Below are 20912 nucleotides of genomic sequence, written 5' to 3'. Positions count from 1 at the left end.
TTGTTCCTAGCATCCGGATGTGTCGATACCAATGGTCTGCGCCCTGCGAAGTGCGACATTCCGGCCTCACGGCTTTACTCGGCCGCAGCTCTGATCCTATCGTTTGGCGGCCTCGTGGAATGCGAAAGGCCGAATCGCCCGGAAAGCGGCGAGGGCGGGAGGAAGAGTTACGATGAAAGACCCCGTGGACGTCCTGATCATCGGCGCCGGCGCTTCGGGCGCGGCGGTGGCGTGGTCGCTGGCCGAGACCAAGATGCACATCCTCTGCCTGGAGCAGGGCGGCTGGATGAACCCGGCGGAATATCCAAGCACGGGCCGGGACTGGGAGGCCAAGTTCTACGGCGAGTGGTCGTCGAGCCCGAACGTCCGCGGCCGGCCCGAGGACTACCCGATCAACGACGACAATTCGCCGATCAAGGTCGTCAACTACAACGCCGTCGGTGGCTCGACCGTGATGTACACCGCGCACTGGCCGCGGCTGCATCCTTCCGATTTCAAGGTCAAAACGCTCGATGGCGTCGCGGACGACTGGCCGATCGACTACGACGCGCTGACGCCGTTCTTCGAGGAGAACGACCGCATAATGGGCACGTCGGGGCTCTCGGGCGATCCGCTCTCGCCGCTGACGCATCCGCCGATGCCGCAGCAGCCGATGGGATTGTCCGGCGCCATCGTCGGCAAGGCCATGAACAAGCTCGGCTGGCACTGGTGGCCGTCGGACACGACGGTCGCGACCATGGACTACGAGGGCCGGGCGCGCTGCATCAATCTCGGCCATTGCACGCCGGCCTGCGCGCAAGGCGCGAAATCCTCCACCGACATCACCTATTGGCCGCACGCGATCCGCGCCGGCGTCGAGCTGCGCACGCATTGCCGGGTGCGCGAGATCACCACCGACGAGAACGGCATGGCCTCGGGCGTGGTCTATTACGACAAGGACGGCGTCGAGCAGTTTCAGCCCGCGCATGTCGTCATCATCGCCTGCAACGGCGTCGGTACGCCGCGCCTGCTGCTGAACTCGAAATCCAACCGCTTCCCGAACGGCCTTGCCAATTCATCCGGCCTCGTCGGCAAGAACTTGATGTTCCACCCCTATGCGCAGATCTACGGCTATGTGGAGGAGCCGACCGATAGCAACCGCGCGCCGCCGACCTGCCTGTGGAGCAAGGAGTGGTACGACACGGACCTGTCGCGCGGCTTCGTCCGCGGCTATGGCGTCCAGTTCGTGCGCGGCGCAGGTCCGGTGTTCGAGGCCGTCGTCAGCGAGCAGAAGGGTATCTTGCCGTGGGGCGAGGATCATCATCGCGTCTTCCGCAAGCTCAACGGCCATCGGCTCGGCTTCTCCGCGATCTGCGAGGATTTGCCGGAGGAGCATAATCAAGTCACGCTCGATCCCGTCCTGAAGGACAGCCACGGCATTCCCGCGCCGAAGATCGACTACACCATCAGCGAGAACAGCCGGAAGATGATGGAGCACGCGCTGGCGCGCGGCCGGGAGGTTCTGGAAACGGCAGGCGCGACCGACATCTGCATCAACTCGCCGATCCCCTGGGGTGGCTGGCACCTGCTCGGCACCGCGCGGATGGGCACCGATCCCAATCGGTCCGTCGTCAACGAATGGGGCCGCGCGCATGACGTGAAGAACCTCTTCATCGTCGACGGCAGCATCTTCGTCACCTCGGGTGGCGTGAACCCGACCTCCACCATCCAGGCCCTTGCGCTCTACATCGCCGACCAGATGAAGCAGCGCCTCGCCAATCTGTTCGACTGAGGCCGTCATGTCCGCAGACAATCTCACGCGTACCCAGCGCGACGACCTCCGCACCATCGCCGCGATGATCGTCCCTGCCAGCGACGCGTACAAGGTGCCGGGCGCCGACGATCCCGCAATCCAGGCCGACATGCTCGCAACGCTCGGCCGTGACACCAAATTGGTGGCGGCGGCACTGGATCATTTGGCGCGGCTTGCCGGAGGGCCGTTCGCCGAGCTCGATGCCAACAGGCGCGAGGCGGTAGCACAGGAGTTCCGTAAGGTGGGCGGCGCGGCTGCCGCGACGCTCGTTCGGGTCGTCCTGCAATGCTACTATCGGGACGACCGGGTGCTGCGCTCGCTCGGGCTCGAGCTGCGCGCGCCGTTCCCCAAGGGCCATGTGCTCCCGGATGGCGACTGGTCGCTGCTCGATCCGGTGAAGGCGAGGGGCGGCACGCTGAGGCGGGCGCCCTAGCCACCTGGGCAGTTCAGCCCTGCGCATCCGGCAGGCACCTTGCGCGCCAGGCGACAGGCCACCATCTGTGTGAGCCTTCAAGGACTCTTGCCATGCTGGATTTTACCTCGGATATCGTCGATGACGCGCCGTCATCGCGAACAGGCCCGTCTGCCCCGGTCGACGACCGGGCGCTGCTGGACGCCTATTCCAACGCCGTGATCGACGTGACCGACCGCGTCGGTCCTGCGGTCGTGCGTGTCGAGACGGGTCCAAAGGTGCCGAACGGCCGTGAGCGCGGCGGGCTCGGTTCAGGCATCGTGATCTCGCCTGATGGCCTCGTCCTCACCAACAGCCACGTGGTCGGCACATCCAAGGAGATCCGGCTGCGCGATGTCGAGGGCCATGTCGGCGAGGCCCAGGTGCTCGGCGTCGATCCCGACACCGATCTTGCACTGCTGCGCGCCAACGGCGTGCGGCATCTGCCTTATGCTGCGCTCGGCAATTCCAAGACGTTGCGTCGTGGCCAGTTGGTGATCGCGATCGGCAATCCGCTCGGCTTCGAATCGACCGTGACCGCGGGTGTAGTCTCGGCCCTCGGCCGCTCGATCCGCTCGGTCAGCGGGCGCACCATCGAGGACGTGATCCAGACCGATGCCGCACTCAATCCCGGCAATTCCGGCGGGCCCTTGCTGTCGTCGAATGCCGAGGTGATCGGCATCAACACGGCCATCATCAACGGTGCGCAGGGCATCTGCTTTGCGGTTGCCAGCAACACTGCGCAATTCGTGCTCTCGGAGATCATCCGTCACGGCTATGTCCGCCGTGCCTATATCGGCGTTGCCGGGCAGACCGCGCCGGTCCCGCGGCGGCATGCGGTGCTGGCCGGCGTCGAGAACAAGATGGGCGCGCTGCTCATGCAGATCGAGCCCGATGGCCCGGCGGCCAAGGCTGGTCTGCTGCCCGGTGACGTCGTGATCAGGCTGGACGGCGTCGAGATCAATGGCGTCGACGATCTGATCCGCGTGCTCGACCGCGACCGCATCGGCCGGCGGCTGTCCATGGACGTGCTGCGGCTCGGCCGGCTGCGGGCGATCGACATCGATCCGATGGAACGCAAGCCCGCCCGCTAGCTGCGAGCCCGTGGGCGGGGTATGACGGTGTCATGCCTCGCCTACGGATACTTGCCGCATGATGCCGGCACACGAGACCTACGACGTCGTTGTCATCGGCGCCGGCGCCGGCGGCATGACGGCCGCGGCGGTCGCCGCCGCCGAAGGCTTGCGCGTGCTGATGATCGAGAAGACGGCCTTTGTCGGAGGCACCACGGCCTGGTCCGGCGGGATGGTCTGGATCCCTGCCAATCCCAAGATGAAGGAGGCGGGGCTGTCGGACAGCGTCACGGATGCCGTCCGCTATCTCTCGAGCACGGTGCCCGAGGCCGCCAACGCGGGTCTGCGCGCCGCCTTCCTCGCGCGCGGGCCGGAGGCGATCTCCTGGCTCGAGGCCAACACCGAGGTGCGGCTCCAGCCGGTAAAGGCCTATCCGGACTATTACCCTGAGCGATTGGGCGCGACATCGGGCGGGCGGGTGCTGGAGCCGGTGGCGTTCGACGGCACGCGGCTGGGCAAGGGGTTTGCGCGGCTGCGCGCGCCGTTGCCTGAGTTCACGCTGTTCGGCGGGATGATGGTCAATCGTCTTGATATTCCGCACTTGCGGCGCGTCGGAAAATCTCTGCGCTCGACCTTGCGCGCGGCGCGGCTGGTGTCCTCATACGCTTTGCAACGGCTGCGCAGCCCCCGCGGGACGACGCTGCATCTCGGCAATGCGCTCGCCGCGCGGCTCTATGCCTCGCTGCTGGCCCGTCAGGTCGAGATCCTCTTCAGCGCGGATGTCGAGAACTTGTCGATGCAGGGCGACCGCGTCGCCGGCGTGGTGATCCGCCACGGCGCCCGTGACCGCGTGATCGCCGCGCGCCGCGGTGTGGTGCTCGCGACTGGCGGTTTCTCGCACGATATGTCACTGCGCAAGCGTTTCTTCCCACCTGCGGCCGGACATGTCTCTGCGACGAATGCGGCATGCACCGGCGATGGGCTTCGCCTTGGAGCCACAGCCGGCGCCGCACTCAACACCGAGGCGACCTGCCCGGCCTATTGGGTGCCGGCCTCGCTATTCCCCAGGGCCGATGGCAGCCGTGGCGTTTTCCCGCATACGGTGACCGACCGCGCCAAGCCCGGTGTGATCGCCGTCAACGCGGCCGGGCGGCGCTTCGTCAACGAGGCGCTGTCGTACCACGAGTTCGTGCTCGGCATGCTGCGCGATGGCCAGGGCGAGCCGGATCGGCCGTTCTATCTGATCTGCGACCGTCCGTTCCTGTGGGCTTACGGCCTCGGCCGCATCAAGCCGTTCACGTGGAATGTGCGGCGCCATGTGATGAGCGGCGAACTGGTCGAGGCGGCTGACATTGCGCAGTTGGCGGCCAAGATCGGTATCAAGCCGTCCGCGCTGACGGCGACGCTCGCGAGCTACAACGAGGGCGCAAAGGAGGGGCGCGATCCCGAGTTCGGCCGCGGCAGCACCATCTATCAGCGGCATCTCGGCGATATCAGCCACAAGCCCAACCCCTGCGTCGCGCCGATCCTCCGCGCCCCGTTCTTCGCGATGCGCATCTACCCAGCCGATCTCGGCACCGCCATCGGCATGAAGGCCGATGCGCAAGGACGCGTGCTGCGCGCGGACGGCACGCCGGTCGCCGGCCTCTATGCCTGCGGCAACGACATGGGCTCGATCATGAACGGGAATTATCCGGGGCCCGGTATCACGCTCGGGCCGGCGCTGACGTTCGGGTATATCGCGGGGCGGCATCTGGCGGAGGGTGGCGTGACGGCGACGACGCCTGTGGTCGCAGGAACTCCCGTCTAGCCATCACCACCACTGTCATGCCCCGCGAAGGCGGTACATCCAGTACGCCGCGGCCTATCGATTCAACCACAGCTGTTTCGGAGTACTGGATCGCCCGGTCAAGCCGGGCGATGACACCGGGTGCTGGGCGAGCGCGCCCCACAATCACCGTCATTGCGGGCGTAGCGAAGCAATCCAGGCTGCCTCCGTGGAAAGAGTCTAGATTGCTTCGTCGCAAGAGCTCCTCGCAATGACGGGGAGAGAGGCTCGCGCCCAACTGCTACTCCGCTGCCGCCGCAAAGCGGCTGTTCTCCAGCTCAGCCTCCAGCCGCGCCTTCTCGGCTGCCGCCAATTTGACGTTGGCTTCCTTGACGTGGCCGAAGCCGCGGATCGTCTCCGGCACGCGGGCGAGCCTTGCCAGCAGCGGGATCTGTTCGGCCTTCAGCCCGGCGGTGCGCTGATCGATCATCGCCAGATAATCCGCAACCAATTTGCGCTCGGTCCGGCGCTCCTCGGTGCCGCCGAACGGATCGAACGCGCCGCCCCGCAGGAACTTGAGCCTGGCAAGAACGCGGAAGGCGTGGAGCATCCAGCCGCCGAACTCCTGTTTCTGAAGTCGGCCTGTCGTCTTGTCGCGTTTGGCGAAGATCGGCGGCGCGAGGTGGTACTTCAGCGTGAAGTCACCATCGAACTTTTCCGACACCTTCTTGGCAAAGCTGCCGTCGGTGTAGAGCCGCGCGACCTCGTATTCGTCCTTGTAGGACATCAGCTTGAACAGGTTTTTCGCGACGGCTTCGGACAGCTCCGTGGACGCCGGCGAAGCCGCCCTCTCGGCCTTGCGCACCTTGGCGACGGCCGCGAGATAGCGGTCGGCGTAAGCCTTGTCCTGATAGGAGGTCAGGAATTCCGCGCGGGTCGCAATGATATCGTCGAGCGACTTGGTCGGTGCGGCGGCCCTGTTCTTGAATTGCAGCACGCTGCGCACCCGCGCCATGTCGTGGGCGGCGAGGCGGCCCCAGGTGAAGGCGAGCTTGTTCATCTCGATCGCGGCGCCGTTGATCTCGATGGCACGGAGCAGGGCCTCCAGCGACAGCGGGATCGCGCCCTTCTGGAAAGCAAAGCCGAGCATGAAGGGATTGGTCGCGATGCTGTCGCCCATCAATGCGGCGGCAATGCCGGTGGCGTCGATGATGTCGAGGTTGTTGTCGCCGATGGCGTCGCGCAGCACGGTCTGCATCGTGCCCATCTCGAAGTCGAGATCGGGATTCTGCACGAAGCTCGCGGTCGGCTGCAGGTCGGCGTTGATGTAGGCCCTGGTCACGCCACGCTCGGCGCGGCTGAGCGCGGAGGGACCTGCCGAGACGATCATGTCGCAGCCGAGGATGACGTCGGCGCCGCCGGTCGTGATGCGGACCGCCGAGATATCCTCCGGCTTCGGTGCGATGCGGACATGGCTCATCACCGCGCCGTTCTTCTGCGACAGGCCGGTGAAATCCAGCGCCGAGCAGCCGCGGCCGTCGACATGGGCGGCCATGCCGAGCAGGGCCCCGATGGTGATGACGCCGGTGCCGCCGATGCCGGTGACGAGGATGTTGTAGGGGCCGTCAAGCTCACGTGCGGGCGGCAGCGGCAGGTCGGCGAAGAGCTGGCCGGAATCCACCGCCGAGGTCTTCATGCGCTTGAGCGTGCCGCCATGCACGGTGACGAAGCTCGGGCAGAAGCCCTCGACGCAGGAAAAGTCCTTGTTGCAGTTCGACTGGTCGATCTGGCGCTTGCGGCCGAACTCGGTTTCCAGCGGCTGCACCGAGACGCAGTTGGAGGCCTGCGAGCAATCGCCGCAGCCTTCGCAGACCAGCTCGTTGATGAAGGCGCGCTTGGCGGGATCGGGATAGAGCCCGCGCTTGCGGCGGCGGCGCTTTTCCGCGGCGCAGGTCTGATCGTAGATGATGGCCGTGAGGCCGCTGATGTCGCGCAGCTCGCGCTGCACGGCGTCGAGCTCGCGGCGGTGGTGGATGGTCGCGCCTTGCGGGAAGTAATTGCCTTCAGGATATTTCGCGGGATCGTCCGAGACGATCGCGAGCCGCTTGACGCCCTCGGCCCAGACCTGATGCGCAATCTGTGCGACGTTGAAGGCGCCTTCCGCCGGCTGGCCGCCGGTCATCGCCACGGCGTCGTTGTAGAGGATCTTGTAGGTGATGTTGATGCCGGCGGCCGATGCCGCACGAAGGGCGAGAAGCCCGGAATGCGTGTAGGTGCCGTCGCCGAGATTCTGGAAGATGTGCTTCTCGCTGGTGAAGGGCGACTGGCCGATCCAGTTCACGCCCTCCGCGCCCATATGCGAGATCAGGTCGGTGCGGCGGGTCGGCATGCTCAGGGCCATGCCGTGGCAGCCGATGCCGGCCATGGCGCGGCTGCCCTCGGGCACGCGCGTCGAGGTGTTGTGCGGGCAGCCCGAGCAGAAGAACGGCGTGCGCGCGAGCTTGATCTGCGTGGTGGCGGTGACGGGATTGTCGAAAGCCTCGAGCCGGGCGAGGCGCTGCTCCAGCACCGGGCTGTGATGGCCGAGCTTGCGCAAGCGCGCCACCACGGCGCCGGCGACGATGGTCGGGGTCAGCTCGCCCTCGCTCGGCAGCAGCGGCGCGCCGCGCTCGTCGCGCTTGCCGGTGACGGTCGGGCGCTTCGAGGCATCGATGTTGTAGAGGATGCGCATCAGCTGGTCTTCGATGAAGCCGCGCTTCTCCTCGACCACGAGCACGTCCTGAAGCCCTTCGGCGAAGCGCTTGGCGCCGCTCTCGTCCAACGGCCAGGTCAGCGCGACCTTGTATATGCGAAGGCCGAGATCCTGCGCGTCCTTGTCGGTGATCCCCAAGTCAGCCAGCGCCTGGCGCAGATCGAGATAGGCCTTGCCGGTCGCGACGATGCCAAGCCTTGCCGGCTTTGAATCGAGCACGATGCGGTCGAGCTGGTTGGCGCGGGCAAAGGCTTGCACCGCGGCCATCTTCGGCCCGAACAGGCGCTTCTCGGCCTCGAGCGGCGGATCGGGCCAGCGGATGTTGAGGCCGCCGGGCGGCATCTCGAAATCATCGGGAATGACGATCTTGATGCGCTCAGGGTCGCTGTCGATCGACGCGGAGCTTTCCACGGTCTCGCTGATCGCCTTGAAGCCGACCCAGCAGCCGGAGAAGCGCGATAGCGCAAAACCGTAGAGGCCGAGATCGAGATAGTCCTGCAGCGTCGCCGGATTGATCACGGGGATCAGGGCGGCGGCGAACACCTGCTCGCTCTGATGCGCCAGCGTCGAGGACTGGCAGCCATGGTCGTCGCCGGCGAGCGCCAGCACGCCGCCATTGCGCGAAGTGCCGGCCGCATTGGCGTGCTTGAGCGCATCGACCGAGCGGTCGACGCCCGGGCCCTTGCCGTACCAGATGCCGAACACGCCATCGACCTTGGCGCCGGGGAACAGGCCGACCTGCTGGCTGCCCCAGACCGCGGTCGCCGCCAGATCCTCGTTCAGGCCGGGGACGAAGGCGATGTCGTGCTGCTGGAGGTGCGACTTCGCGCGCCATAGCGCGTGATCGTACATGCCAAGCGGGGAGCCGCGATAGCCGGAGATGAAGCCGCCGGTGTTGAGCCCCTGAAGCCGGTCGCGTTCGCGCTGCAGCATGGGCAATCGCACCAGGGCCTGCGTGCCGGAGAGGAAGATCCGCTTGGATTCGAGCCGATATTTGTCGTCCAGCTCGACCTGCAACAGCGTCATTTCGAAGGTCCTTGTTCTTCTCGGTCTGGCGGGGATTTTGCGCCGCGGAAAGAGAGGCGGCTTGCGAAGCGGATGGTTGCAGTCAAAAGCATGGGTGGGCGAAGTCAATACGGCTAGCCGCATCCGTGGCGCTCCTGCTAGTCATGGCTGTCTGTGGAGGACACCAATGGCTGCAAACGCGTTCGAGACTGAAATCACCGAGACGGCCGAGTCGCTGATCGGCCCGTGGCGGCAGCCGCGCCAGATGCTTCAGGCGCAAACCTACGATGCGCACGCCTCCATCCACGACGACGCGACCGCGCAGAAGCTCGGCTTCGAGGGGGGCACCATCGAGGGACCGACGCATTTCAGCCAGTTTGCCCCACTCGGTGCGCGGCTGTGGGGACAGGCCTGGTTCGAGAGCGGCTGTCTCTCCGCGCATTATCGCAGCGTCTGCTACGAGGGCGAGGAGGTGCAGGCGATCCTGTCGAAGCCGCTGCCTGCGACGCGCCAGTGCCAGATCCAGATGGTCAAGCGCGATGGCACCGAGGTGCTGCGCGGCACGGCTTCGGTCGGTGAACCGCACGCCGCGACCGCACTCGAGGCGCGCCTCGGCGAACTGAAACCGCTCACCGACCCCGTGATCCTGCGCGACGTGAAGGTGGCCCATACCAGCAAGCGGCAGACGGTGCGCATGGCGTTCGACCAGAACATGGGCGACCTCTATCCGTTCTCCCTCAGGCAGAAGCTCGCCGTCATCACCGAGAACTCGCCTTATTATTCCAGCGCCGACAATCCCTGGCGCAGGCCCATCATCCCGATGGAGATGCTGAGCGTGCTGTTCCAGTACCGCTCCAAGGAGGATCCGCTGCCGACCAAGGGCCCGGCCGTCGGCTTGTTCGCCGACCAGGAGATCCGGCTGGTGAAGGGGCCGCTGTTCGAGGGTGAGGAGTACGAGGTCGAGCGCGAGGTGGTCGCGCTCTCCGGCAGTCGCCGCACCGAAAGCGCCTGGGCCAGGACGCGCGTGTTCGACAAGGCCGGCGCGGTGGTCGCGACCATGCTGCTCAACATGGCGACGCTGAAGGATTCCTACGCGCCGTATGAGGAGGAGTATCGGCAGCTCCATGGAGCGGGGCGGTAGCCGCAAGGTGTCGCCATGCGCGAGACCGCCCATCCCTTAGGCAAATGCCCTTCGCGAAGCCGTCGCACAGCGAATGAGCAGGCGCCGATCTCCGGCGTAAGTTTCTGACCGCACAACGAATTCCCTCGCGACTGGCGCTCCGTCGCAATTGTACACAATGGCACGCCGCTTGCAGAACTCTGGCCAAGAGAGTTCTCGCGAGGGGCGGGCGTCATGCTGGACTCGAGCAAGCGGACATGGGGCGTCATCGGCGCCGAGCCTGAGCCGATCAAGCTCGACTGGCCCGCCACCGCGCTTCTCATCATCGACATGCAGCGCGACTTCATGGAGCCCGGCGGCTTCGGCGAGACGCTCGGCAACGACGTCGGCCAGCTCGCGCGCGCGGTGAAGCCGATCGGCGAGGTGCTGAAGGCGGCGCGCGACACCGGCATGCTGGTGATCCACACCCGCGAGGGCCATCTGCCCGATCTCTCCGACGCGCCGCCCGCAAAGGTCGAACGCGGCGCGCCGTCCTTGCGCATCGGCGATCCCGGCCCGATGGGGCGCATTCTTATCCGCGGCGAAGCCGGCCACAACATCATCCCCGAGCTCTATCCGCTCGACAGCGAGATCGTGATCGACAAGCCCGGCAAGGGCGCGTTCTACGCCACCGAGCTCACGGACGTGCTGGAGAAATACGGCATCGAGAATCTCCTGGTGTGCGGCGTCACCACCGAAGTGTGCGTCAACACCACGGTGCGCGAGGCCAATGACCGCGGCTATCGCTGCGTCGTCATCTCCGACGGCTGCGCGTCCTACTTCCCCGAGTTTCACGAGATGGGCCTGAAGATGATCAAGGCCCAGGGCGGCATCTTCGGCTGGGTCGCGGATTCAGCCGCAGTTCTGGAGGCAATGAAGGTTTCGACCACATAGGGGCGTTATCATGAGCACATTGACGGGGACGGCCGGCAGTTCTGATCTGAACAAGTCCGCTTTTAAGCCGGCACTATGGACATCGGGCGACTGGAACGCGTTTTTCGGCTTCGGCACCAACATCCTCGTCAACATGCTGGTGCTCACGGGCCTGCTGCGCTTCGTCCTGAAGATGCCTGACAGCCTCGTCTTCGGCCGCATCCTGCCCGCGCTCGGGCTGATGATGTGCCTGTCGACCTTCTACTACGCCTACCTTGCCTATCGGCTCGCGCAGAAGACCGGCCGCGACGACGTCTGCGCGCTGCCGTCAGGCGTCAGCGTGCCGCACATGTTCATCGTCACCTTCGTGATCATGCTGCCGATCACGATCAAGACAGGCGATCCGCTGAAGGGGTGGTCGGCGGGCCTCGTCTGGGTGTTCTTCCAGAGCTTCATCCTGATGATCGGCGGCTTCATCGCGCCGTTCATCCGCAAGATCACGCCGCGCGCGGCGCTGCTCGGCACGCTGGCCGGCGTCTCCGTCACCTTCATCTCGATGCGGCCGGCGCTCGAGATGTACATGACGCCGCAGATTGGTCTGGTCTGCTTCGCCATCATTCTGGTGAGCTGGTTCGGCGGCGTAAAATATTGGCGCGGCATTCCCGCAGGCCTCGTCGCGATCGCGGCCGGCATGATCATCGCCTGGGGCTCGAACCTGTTCGGCCTCGATCTCGGTGGATTGAGCATCAAGGGTGTCGGTGATGCCTTCGCGAATTTCGGCTTCTCGGTGCCGATTCCGGCGGTGGGCTACGTCTTCTCCGGCTTCGAATTCCTCGGCATCATCCTCGTCACCGCCATTCCGTTCGGCATCTACGACCTCGTCGAGGCCATGGACAATGTCGAGAGCGCGGAAGCCGCCGGCGACGAATATCCGACCACGCGCGTGCTCACCGCCGACGGCGTCGTCAGCCTGATCGGCTGCCTGATGGGCAACCCCTTCATCAACGCCGTCTATATCGGCCATCCCGGCTGGAAGGCGATGGGCGGCCGCATCGGCTACTCCGCTGCAACCGGCCTCATGGTGATCGTGCTGGCCTGGTTCGGCATCATCTCGGTGCTGCTGGCACTCGTGCCCGTCGTCGCGATCTCGCCGATCCTGCTCTACATCGGCATGCTGATCGGTGCCCAGGCGTTCCAAACCACGCCAGTGAAGCACGCGCCCGCGATCGTGCTGGCGTTGACGCCGCATCTGGCCGCCTGGGCCAAGCTGCAGATCGACACCATGCTGGGTTCGACCATGAACGCGGCGGCGAGTGTCGGCGGCATGGCCGCCGACAAGGCCGACGCCGTGAAGGCTGCGGCGATCGCTGCGCTGCCACAGCAGGGCGTGTTCTATCACGGCCTCGAGGTGATGGGTGGCGGCTCCATCCTCGGCGGCCTCATCCTGGGTGCGATCGGCGTCTTCATCATCGAGCGCGATTTCGAGAAGGCATCCGCCTTCGCGCTGGTCGGTGCGGTGCTGACCTATTTCGGCTTCATGCATGGCGAGGCCGTCGGCATCGGCGCTGGCTTCGGCGTGACGCCGGCGGTCGCTCTGGCTTACGCCGCGATGGCCGCCGGCCTGTTCGCGGCCGGCAAGCTCGGCGCCAGCGAGCACTATGCCGCGCATCCGGAAATGTCGGCCGCACCTGCGGAGTAGAAGAAGCCGAGCAGAGATAGTGGCCGGGGGGCATGATGTCGCCCGGCCACTTTCTTTCCGGGCCGCGCGCGCAGGCAAGTCAACCCAGCTGATTGATCCATTCGCGGAATAGCTCCGGGCCAGCATCAACGGCCGTCTCGACGACCTCGGCAGCCGGACCAGCAAGGCCACCAGCGGCGTCGCCATGGCCTTTGCCATGGCCGGCGTGCCCACGCTGCTGCCGGACGAGACCTTCGCCGTGACGATGAACTACGGCACCTTCGAGCGGGCCAATGGTCTTGCGCTCAATGCGGCACTCCGCCTCAATCGGAACACGCAGTTCAACGGTGGAATCGGCTATGGACCCGACCAGCGGGTCGCCGGCGGACGCGTTGGACTGCGCGTGGGGTGGTGAGCGCACGGATCGGATCAGGGCCGTACGGCCGGCGTCTCCATCGGCAGGCCGTGTGCTCGCGACATCAGATAGAGCTCGAGCGCGACCAGCTCAGGCGAGCCGTAATCATAGGCCTGGGCGCGCACGCCGCTCATGCAGCTGCGCAGCCGTCGCTCCAGCGAACCCAGCGTCTGCCATTCCAGGCGGTAGAGCGGATAGCCGGTCGGTTGTGCTTGCGTGATGGGCGCGCCCGCGAGGCGCCTGTCGAAATTGTCGTCGTGGCAATTGCTGCAGGCGAGGTTGAGTTGGCCCTCCCGCCGCATGAAGAGGTCGCGGCCTTGCTCGACGAACGGCCTTGCCTGGGGATCGTCGCCAGCGGTGATGGCGACACCGCGCGATTGATGGGCGACGAAAGCGGAGAGCGCCAGGAGGTCGCGGCTCTCGTAAGGCAGAGGCGTGGCCTGCTGGTGATTGGACCGGCAGAGGTTGATCCGCTGGTCGAGCGTGACAGGACGGCCGAGCGCCTTGTCGATGGCCGGGTAGCGCGCCGCGACCCCCTTCATGCTGCCGCGCGCATCGCCATGGCAATCCGCGCAGGCTTTCTCCGCGCTGCCGGCCTTCTTGGCCCACAACGCCTCGCCGTCGAGCACGAACAGCATGCCGGGATTTGAGGTGTCGTCATCCTGCATCGCGCGCGTCTCCGGCCCCATGAAGGAATAGCCGGACCGGCGCCCATCGGGCGGAATCTCGCCGGCGAGCAGGGCCGGGGCCGCGGCGAACAGTGCGGCCGCCGCTATCGCGCGCCAAACGCTCATTCGACGGTGATCGAGGCCGATGCGGTGGACGAATAGCCGTTGTCGCCGATCCATTCGAACTCGAACTTGCCGCTCTCCTTGGCCACGGTGAAGAAGGACAAGTATGGATTCGCGGCGATCGCCGGAAAGAGGTCGGCGCGAAAGATCTCGGCGCCATTGTAGCGGCAGGTGAAACTCGTGATGATATCGCGCGGCACGAGCTTGCCGTCCACGGTATGGCGGAAGCCTGTCTCCATGATGTGCGAGGTCAGTGCGCGGAGTTCGATGACATCGCCGCGTTTGGCCTTGGCGGGAACGTTGATGAGCGCGGCCATCAGTTCATCTCCTCGGTGCAGGCGGCCAGCGTCACGACGACGTCGGCGGCAACCTGCCAGAAGGTGTCGTCAGAGAGGCGGGCAATCGCGACCACCTTCTGGGTGTCGGCGAGCCGGATCCGGGTCGAGACCTGGGCCCGGCCGGAGGAGGGAGTGAGATAGAAATTGCCGATGTTCGGCTGCGGGTTCTTCTCGTTGAAGACGTGGATGCTCTTGACGTGGTCGTCGGCCGTCATCGGGCTTGCGACGCTCACCGTCATCGGCACGGTGTTTCCGTTCTCGACCAGCGGCGGAATGTCGAGCTTCACCTTGCCGGTGCGAATTGGCGCTTCGCCGACGACGTTGCGGATCGCAGTGTTGAGCATCGCTGGTGTCGCTCGGAGCGGACGCAGGGTGACGATGGGGACGGTCCCGGCGACCGTCACGCCTCCGGCAAGGTTCAAAAATTGTCGTCGCGTGGTTGGCATGAACAGTCCTAGTCGCGAAGCGTTGCAAGAAAGGCCACGATGTCCTCGATCTCCGCAGCCGACAAGATCGGCTTGCCGGCGAAATTGCGGCCCACCCGCACGAGGCGTTCGTTGCGATAATAGGATGGCATGATGGTTTGGGCGTTGAATCGCGACGCATCGACCAGTCGAAGCCGCAACTGACTCGCCGTCCATCGGTTCCCGACCCCGGTGAGGTCGGGCGCGAGGTCGCCCTGGAACCGTGTTTCAGGGAACGGGCCGGAATGACAGAGGATACAGGTCGTGGTGCGCGCGAGCACCAGCGCGCGTCCGCGCGCAGCCTCGCCGGGCGCGCCGGTGAGTGAGATTGGAATTCCATCGCCGGCGATCTTGTAGGGGACAAGCTCTTCCGCGCTCGCAGCCCACGAAAGAGCGAGACTTGCGGCGATCAGCGCAGCGATATGGACGGGCGCTCTAGCCAAAGGTGTCCGCCGTGATGGTTTGAAACCAGCGCTCCGCCTCATTCGCTTCGCGGGCGCGCAATTCGCGCGGGGCATCGACCGGACTGGTGGCGCCGCCCTCGACCTCGGCGAAGATGTCACCCTTCGGCTGGTAATTGCCGGCGAGTGAAAACCCGTAACCGGGGGCAACGATGTTGTAGCAGACGCCGGTGAGCCGCGGCGCCTCGGGGGCGCGGCCGGCAAGGAGACTCGCAATGGCCGCGGCGCAGGCCTTGCCTTGCCCGCTTGCGGCCGACGCCGATTTGGGAATGCCGCCGCCAAGGCAGGCATCGCCGATGACATGGATGTTCTTGACGAGTTTTGACTCGAACGTCACGGGATCGATCGGACACCAGCCGGTTGCGTCCGCAGCGCCCGCGATTTCGGCGATGCGGCCTGCGCGCTGCGGCGGGATGACGTTGGCGACGTCAGGCGTGTAATTGCCGAACTCGGTGACGATGGTCATGGTCGCCGCATCGACCGAGGTCACGCGGCCGCCTTGCGACAGGCCGATGCGCTCGATCATGTCGCCGTAGAGCTCTTTCCACGCCTTCTCGAACAGCCGCTGCTGGGAAAAATTGTCCTTGGCGTCGAGGACCAGTACCTTCGAACGCGGCTTGTTCATCTTCAGATAATGCGCGATCAGGCTGGCGCGCTCGTAAGGTGCGGGCGGGCAGCGCGAGGGATTGGCCGGGATTGCAATGACGACCGTGCCGCCATCGGCCATCGCTTCCAACTGCCGGCGCAGCAGCAGTGTCTGTGCGCCGGCCTTCCAGGCGTGCGGCATCTTCTCCGATGCGGCGTCGTCGTAGCCGGGCAGGGCTTCGCCATGGAAGTCGATGCCGGGCGAGAGCACGAGACGATCATAGGTCAACACTGTGCGATCGGCCGTCGTGACGCTTCGCTGCTGCGGCTCGATCGTCGCGGCCGCCTGGCCGATCACGGTGATGCCGTCGGCGGCGAGCTTGTCATAGCCGAAATGCTGCGTCTCCATCTCGCGCAGGCCAGCGATCACCTCGTTGCTGAACGGGCATGAGGTGAAGATCTTGTTCGGCTCGATCAGCGTAACCTCCAGTTTCGCATCGGCGCGCTTGAGCGCACGCGCGCAGGCCGCGCCACCGAAGCCGCCGCCGACCACGACGATGCGGCCTGCCGATTGCGCACGCAGGATCGAAGGTGTGGCGAGCGATGTGGCCGCAGCGGTGATGCCGAGAACGGCATTCCGCCGTGTCACCGGCACATTCATGAGTCGTGTCCGAAAAAGGTGTGCCGCAACGGCCGTCGTGGCCGCTGCGGCGTTTCTCAGGCGAAGGTGATGTTCTGGTCGCGCAGCGGCACCGAGCGGATGCGTTTGCCGGTCGCGGCGAAATACGCGTTGAGCACCGCCGGCGCCGCAACGCCGATGGTGGGTTCGCCGACGCCGCCCCAGAACCCGCCGCTCGGCACCATCACCGATTCCACTTTCGGCATTTCGCCGATGCGCATCGAATTGTAGGTGTCGAAGTTGGTTTGCTCGATCTTGCCGTCCTTGACGGTGCAGCCGCCGTAGAACAGCGCGGACAGACCATAGACGAAGGAGCCCGCGATCTGCCGCTCCACCTGTGCCGGATTGACGACATAGCCGGGATCGGTGGAGGCGACGATGCGATGCACCTTGATTTTGCTGCCGTCGGTCACCGAGATCTCGGCGGCGCCGGCGACATAGCTGCCATAGCCCATGACCTGGGCGATGCCGCGATAGGCGCCCTGCGGCGCCGGCGTGTCCCAGCCGATCTTCTCGGCGACCGCATTGAGCACCGCGAGGTGCTTGGGATGTTTGCCCATCAGCCTACGGCGGAACTCGAGCGGGTCCTGGCCTGCGGCCTGGGCGAGCTCGTCCATGAAGCATTCCATGTAGATCGCATTGTGATTGACGTTGACGCCGCGCCAGAAGCCCGGCGGAACGTGCGGATTGCGCATGGCGTGCTCGACCAGCAGGTTCGGCACCGAATAGCCGAACGCGGCCTCACCCGATTGGGCGACGCCCTGGAAGGCCGCGGGGTCCATGCCGTTCTGCAGCGCTTCGGGGCGCAGCGAGAACAGGATCGACTGCCCGGACAGGCGGTAGTGCAGCGCGACCAGATTGTTGTCGGCATCGAACGCGCCGGTCATCTTGCACTGGGTGATCGGGTGATATCTCCCGTGCGCCATGTCCTCTTCACGCGACCACAACAGCTTGATCGGTGTGCCCGGCATCTGCTTGGCGATCATCACGGCCTGGCGGACATAGTCGGTCTGGCCGCGACGGCCGAAGCCGCCGCCCAACATCACCTTGTGGACGTCGCACTTGTCGGCCGGCAGGCCAGAGGCCTCCAGCACCGCGGCGAACGCCGCTTCGCCGTTCTGCGTGCCGCACCAGACCTCGCATTTGTCCGCCGTGTAGAGCGCGGTGGCGTTCATCGGCTCCATCGTGGCATGGTTCTGGTAGGGATAGGAGTAGACGGCCTCGACCTTCTTCGCCGCACTCGCAATCGCCGCCTTGGCGTCACCGTTCTTGTTGCCGACATAGGCCGGCTGATCGTTGTTGAGGCCTTCCGCCAGCCATTTCGCGATCGACTCGCTGGAGACCTTTGCGTTGTCGCCTTCGTCCCAGACGATCGGCAATGCCTCCAGCGCGGTCTTGGCGTGCCACCAGGTGTCGGCGACCACGGCGACGGCGGTGTCGCCGACCTTGACGACCTTCTTGACGCCTTTCATGCCGGTGATCTTGGCTTCGTCATAGCTCTTCAGCTTGCCGCCGAACACCGGGCAATCCTTGATCGCGGCATTCAGCATGTCCGGCAGCTTGACGTCGGCGCCGTAGATCATGGCGCCTGTGGTCTTGTCCACGGTGTCGAGCCGCTTCACGCCCTTGCCGATCAGCTTCCAATCCTTCGGATCCTTCAGCTTGACGTCCGAAGGCGGCGTCAGTTTCGCCGCAGCCTCGGCGACCTTGCCGTAGGTTGTGGTCCTGGCCGTTGGCGTATGGGTGATGACGCTGTTGGCCACAGTGCATTCGGAAGCCGGCACTTTCCATCCTTCGGCGGCGGCCTGGATCAGCATCACGCGCGCGGTGGCGCCGCCCTTGCGGACGTAGTCCTGCGAGGAGCGGATGCCGCGGCTGCCGCCGGTGGAGAAATCGCCCCAGACGCGCTTGCGCGCCACGCTCTGGCCGGGTGTCGGATATTCGGTCGTGACCTTGGTCCAGTCGCATTCGAGTTCCTCGGCGACGAGCTGGGCAAGGCCCGTCAGCGAGCCCTGGCCCATCTCGGAGCGGGCGATGCGGATCACCACGGTGTCGTCGGGCCTGACCACGACCCATGCGCCGATTTCCGGCGAGCCATCGGCGGCGCGGACCACGGCAGGGCCGCCGAAGGGGATGTCGAGGCCGATGGCAAGGCCAGCGCCCAGTGTGGCGCTGCCGATGACGAAGGCACGGCGGTTCATCTTGGGAGAGACGTGCTTGTTCATGGGGCGGCTCCTTTAGGCGCTTGCGATCGTGTGGATCGCTTCGCGCACCTGCTGGAAGGTGCCGCAGCGGCAGATGTTGGTGATGGCTTCGTCGATATCGGCGTCGGTCGGTTTCGGCTTCTCACTCAAGAGCGCCGCCACCGCCATGATCATGCCGCTCTGGCAATAGCCGCATTGCGGCACGTCCTGGGCGATCCAGGCCTCCTGCACCTTGTGCAGCGCGCCGCCGTTCGCGAGCCCTTCGATGGTCGTGATCCGCTTGCCAGCGGCCTCGCTGACCGAGACGCCGCAGGATCGGGTGGCAACGCCCTCGATGTGAACGGTGCAGGCGCCGCATTGTGCAATGCCGCAACCGTATTTGGTGCCGGTCAGGCCGGCATTCTCGCGGATCGCCCAGAGCAGCGGCGTATCCGGCTCGACGTCGAGAGTGAAGGTTTTTCCGTTGATTGTTAGGTTTGCCATCGCAGTCCCCTGATTGGCCCAATCCACCGATTGAACTCAGGGCGCAATGTGTCCGGCAAACTGGAACTGTTCAAATCAACAGTCCGAGGGGTGGCTGCCGAATATTTTCGCGGCGTGGGAAGATGACGGGGCGAGCGGGGTCACGGCCGAAACGAGCCCGGCCCGAGCGAGATCCTCCTTCTCTCGCTCCGCCAGGATGCCGTCTGAGGCGACGCCCCGAATTGTTCCCGGCGCACCTATCGGCGAGTTTGCCACCATTGTCGGGATGCAACGCGGCGATGCTTTGCTACACTGGGGCGGCGACAGAGGAGTTCCATGATCGTGCCGAGCCCCTGCAATGTGCTGATGCTCTATCCGCTGTTCACGGCGGAGTCGTTCTGGAGCTTCGGCGAATCCTGCAAGTTGATGGGCGTTCGGCGGCCCGCGGCCCCGCTCGGCCTGATCACGGTCGCCGCGATGTTGCCTTCGAGCTGGACCGTCCGGCTGATCGACTGCAATACGCAAGCGTTCGGTGACGAGGATCTCGCCTGGGCCGATGTCGTCTTCACCGGCGGCATGTTGCCGCAGCAGGCCGACACGCTGCGCCTGATCGAGCAGTGCCGCGCGGTCGGCAAGCCGGTCGTCGTCGGCGGTCCCGATCCGACCTCCAGCCCGCACGTCTACGAGAAGGCCGACTTCCGGGTGCTGGGCGAGGCCGAGAGCGTCATCGACGAGTTTATCGCGGCCTGGGAGGGTGGAGCACGCTCGGGCGTCTTCACGGCGCCGAAATTCCAGGCCGACGTCACCAGGACGCCGGTGCCGCGCTTCGACCTCCTGAGGTTCGAGGATTATCTTTATCTCGGCGTGCAATATTCGCGCGGTTGTCCGTTCACCTGCGAGTTCTGCGACATCATCGAGCTCTACGGCCGGGTGCCGAGGACCAAGACGATCGAGCAGATGTTCGTCGAGCTCGAGACGCTCTACCAGATGGGCTACCGCGGCCATCTCGACTTCGTCGACGACAATTTCATCGGCAACAAGAAGTCGCTGCGCCAGTTCCTGCCCCGGCTCGCCGAGTGGCAGCGCGCCCACAACTATCCTTTCGAATTGTCGACCGAAGCGTCGGTCAATCTCGCCGACGATCCCGAGCTATTGGAGCTGATGGGCGCCGCCAACTTCTTCGGCATCTTCGTCGGCATCGAAAGCCCGGATCCCGCGACCTTGGTCGCGATGCGCAAGAAGCAGAACACCAGGCGCAACATCGCCGAGAGCATCCACAAGATCTACGCGGCCGGCATGCTGGTCACCGCCGGCTTCATCGTCGGCTTCGACAACGAGAAGGTCTCGATGGCCGAGGCGATGATCGATTTCATCGAGGAGGCTGCGATCCCCGTCGCCATGGTCGGGCTGCTCTATGCGCTGCCGAACACGCAGCTGACGCGGCGACTGGAGAAGGAGGGACGGCTGCACGCGGACCACGATCTGGCTTCGACGAAGGGGGGCGATCAGTGCACCAGCGGCATCAATTTCGATCCGGTGCGGCCGTTGCGGGATATCCTGATGGACTACAGGACCGTGCTGGAGCGCGTCTATAGCCCGGCCGCCTATGCGGGACGCGTGGACAAGCTGATGACGCTGCTCGACCGCTCGCGGCAGCGTCACGAGCTTGCGGAGGGCGACATCCGCTCGCGGGTCGGGGCCATGGAGACCGTGCATCGCGTGATCACCGCCATCCCCGAGGCGCGCGGGCCGCTGTGGCAGACCTTCATGAACTGCGCCAAGCGCGATACTTCGTCGGCGCGCATCGCGGTGCAGATGATCGCAGCCTATGCGCATCTCGGGCCGTTCTCGCGCAAGGTCATCGATGCCATCGATGCGCGCCTCGCCGCGCTCGACGACGAGGCGGTCATCCCGGCCGCTGCGACGATCGATGCGACCGTGGCCCGGCATCTGGCCTGAAAG

The 20912-nt window shown here is 65.6% G+C and carries 17 protein-coding genes; 9 read left to right on the top strand and 8 right to left on the bottom strand.

Annotated elements, in window-relative coordinates; translation table 11 throughout:
• Positions 1–172: 172 nt before the first annotated feature.
• The 4 genes from CO669_RS09790 (at position 173) to CO669_RS09775 (ending at position 5126) form a co-directional block, all read left to right on the top strand.
• Entirely contained in the window at positions 173–1771 is a 1599-nt protein-coding gene (locus CO669_RS09790) for a GMC family oxidoreductase (RefSeq protein ID WP_097659601.1), read from the top strand.
• A 7-nt stretch (positions 1772–1778) separates the two neighbouring features.
• The gene (locus CO669_RS09785) at positions 1779–2225 is read left to right on the top strand and encodes a hypothetical protein (RefSeq protein ID WP_097659600.1); all 447 of its coding nucleotides are present in this window, start codon (positions 1779–1781) and stop codon (positions 2223–2225) included.
• Between the two features lie 92 nt (positions 2226–2317).
• Positions 2318–3337 carry a S1C family serine protease gene (locus CO669_RS09780; protein ID WP_097659599.1) on the top strand — a complete coding sequence of 340 codons (1020 nt, stop codon included), beginning with the start codon at positions 2318–2320 and terminating at the stop codon, positions 3335–3337.
• A gap of 58 nt (positions 3338–3395) precedes the next feature.
• Positions 3396–5126 (top strand): FAD-dependent oxidoreductase, encoded by a 1731-nt coding sequence (locus CO669_RS09775; RefSeq protein WP_097659598.1) that lies wholly within the window; start codon positions 3396–3398, stop codon positions 5124–5126.
• 259 nt (positions 5127–5385) lie between these two features.
• On the opposite strand, the gene CO669_RS09765 is transcribed toward CO669_RS09775, so the two are convergent.
• Positions 5386–8862 (bottom strand): indolepyruvate ferredoxin oxidoreductase family protein, encoded by a 3477-nt coding sequence (locus tag CO669_RS09765; protein WP_097659597.1) that lies wholly within the window; start codon positions 8860–8862, stop codon positions 5386–5388.
• A 166-nt stretch (positions 8863–9028) separates the two neighbouring features.
• Between CO669_RS09765 and CO669_RS09760 the strand changes: the two genes are divergently transcribed.
• The 4 genes from CO669_RS09760 to CO669_RS09745 all read left to right on the top strand — a co-directional run bounded on the left by CO669_RS09760 (position 9029) and on the right by CO669_RS09745 (position 12966).
• Positions 9029–9982: a hypothetical protein gene (locus CO669_RS09760; protein ID WP_097659596.1), complete on the top strand. Its 954-nt coding sequence runs from the start codon at positions 9029–9031 to the stop codon at positions 9980–9982.
• A 213-nt stretch (positions 9983–10195) separates the two neighbouring features.
• Positions 10196–10894, top strand: coding sequence for a cysteine hydrolase family protein (locus tag CO669_RS09755; protein WP_097659595.1), 699 nt, complete (start codon positions 10196–10198; stop codon positions 10892–10894).
• A 10-nt stretch (positions 10895–10904) separates the two neighbouring features.
• Positions 10905–12572 (top strand): regulator, encoded by a 1668-nt coding sequence (locus CO669_RS09750; RefSeq protein ID WP_097659594.1) that lies wholly within the window; start codon positions 10905–10907, stop codon positions 12570–12572.
• 184 nt (positions 12573–12756) lie between these two features.
• Positions 12757–12966, top strand: coding sequence for a YadA-like family protein (locus CO669_RS09745; RefSeq protein ID WP_245444248.1), 210 nt, complete (start codon positions 12757–12759; stop codon positions 12964–12966).
• A 14-nt stretch (positions 12967–12980) separates the two neighbouring features.
• Here CO669_RS09745 and soxA read toward each other — a convergent pair whose 3' ends face one another.
• From soxA to CO669_RS09710, 7 genes are read right to left on the bottom strand one after another with little or no spacing between them, the layout of a single operon-like run.
• A complete protein-coding gene (soxA, locus tag CO669_RS09740) occupies positions 12981–13760 on the bottom strand; it encodes a sulfur oxidation c-type cytochrome SoxA (RefSeq protein WP_198963930.1) in 780 nt (259 codons plus the stop codon).
• Positions 13757–14074 carry a thiosulfate oxidation carrier complex protein SoxZ gene (gene soxZ / locus CO669_RS09735; RefSeq protein ID WP_097659592.1) on the bottom strand — a complete coding sequence of 106 codons (318 nt, stop codon included), beginning with the start codon at positions 14072–14074 and terminating at the stop codon, positions 13757–13759. The genes soxA and soxZ overlap by 4 nt, the downstream gene beginning before the upstream one ends.
• Positions 14074–14541 carry a SoxY-related AACIE arm protein gene (locus CO669_RS09730; RefSeq protein WP_097659591.1) on the bottom strand — a complete coding sequence of 156 codons (468 nt, stop codon included), beginning with the start codon at positions 14539–14541 and terminating at the stop codon, positions 14074–14076. The genes soxZ and CO669_RS09730 overlap by 1 nt, the downstream gene beginning before the upstream one ends.
• Positions 14542–14549: 8 nt before the next feature.
• Positions 14550–15002: a sulfur oxidation c-type cytochrome SoxX gene (gene soxX / locus CO669_RS09725; RefSeq protein ID WP_097659590.1), complete on the bottom strand. Its 453-nt coding sequence runs from the start codon at positions 15000–15002 to the stop codon at positions 14550–14552.
• Positions 14995–16266: an NAD(P)/FAD-dependent oxidoreductase gene (locus CO669_RS09720; protein ID WP_097659589.1), complete on the bottom strand. Its 1272-nt coding sequence runs from the start codon at positions 16264–16266 to the stop codon at positions 14995–14997. Before CO669_RS09720 ends, soxX begins: the two co-directional genes overlap by 8 nt.
• Positions 16267–16322: 56 nt before the next feature.
• Positions 16323–18509 (bottom strand): xanthine dehydrogenase family protein molybdopterin-binding subunit, encoded by a 2187-nt coding sequence (locus tag CO669_RS09715; RefSeq protein ID WP_097659588.1) that lies wholly within the window; start codon positions 18507–18509, stop codon positions 16323–16325.
• Positions 18510–18521: 12 nt separating this feature from the next.
• Positions 18522–18971, bottom strand: coding sequence for a (2Fe-2S)-binding protein (locus tag CO669_RS09710; RefSeq protein ID WP_198963929.1), 450 nt, complete (start codon positions 18969–18971; stop codon positions 18522–18524).
• A 315-nt stretch (positions 18972–19286) separates the two neighbouring features.
• Between CO669_RS09710 and CO669_RS09705 the strand changes: the two genes are divergently transcribed.
• Positions 19287–20909 carry a B12-binding domain-containing radical SAM protein gene (locus CO669_RS09705; RefSeq protein WP_097659586.1) on the top strand — a complete coding sequence of 541 codons (1623 nt, stop codon included), beginning with the start codon at positions 19287–19289 and terminating at the stop codon, positions 20907–20909.
• Positions 20910–20912: the final 3 nt, after the last annotated feature.

The sequence above is a fragment of the Bradyrhizobium sp. Y36 genome (assembly GCF_002531575.1).
In the GTDB taxonomy this organism is placed as follows: domain Bacteria; phylum Pseudomonadota; class Alphaproteobacteria; order Rhizobiales; family Xanthobacteraceae; genus Bradyrhizobium.
Note: the sequence above shows the minus strand (reverse complement) of the source record. Positions and strands in the feature narration are given on the sequence as shown.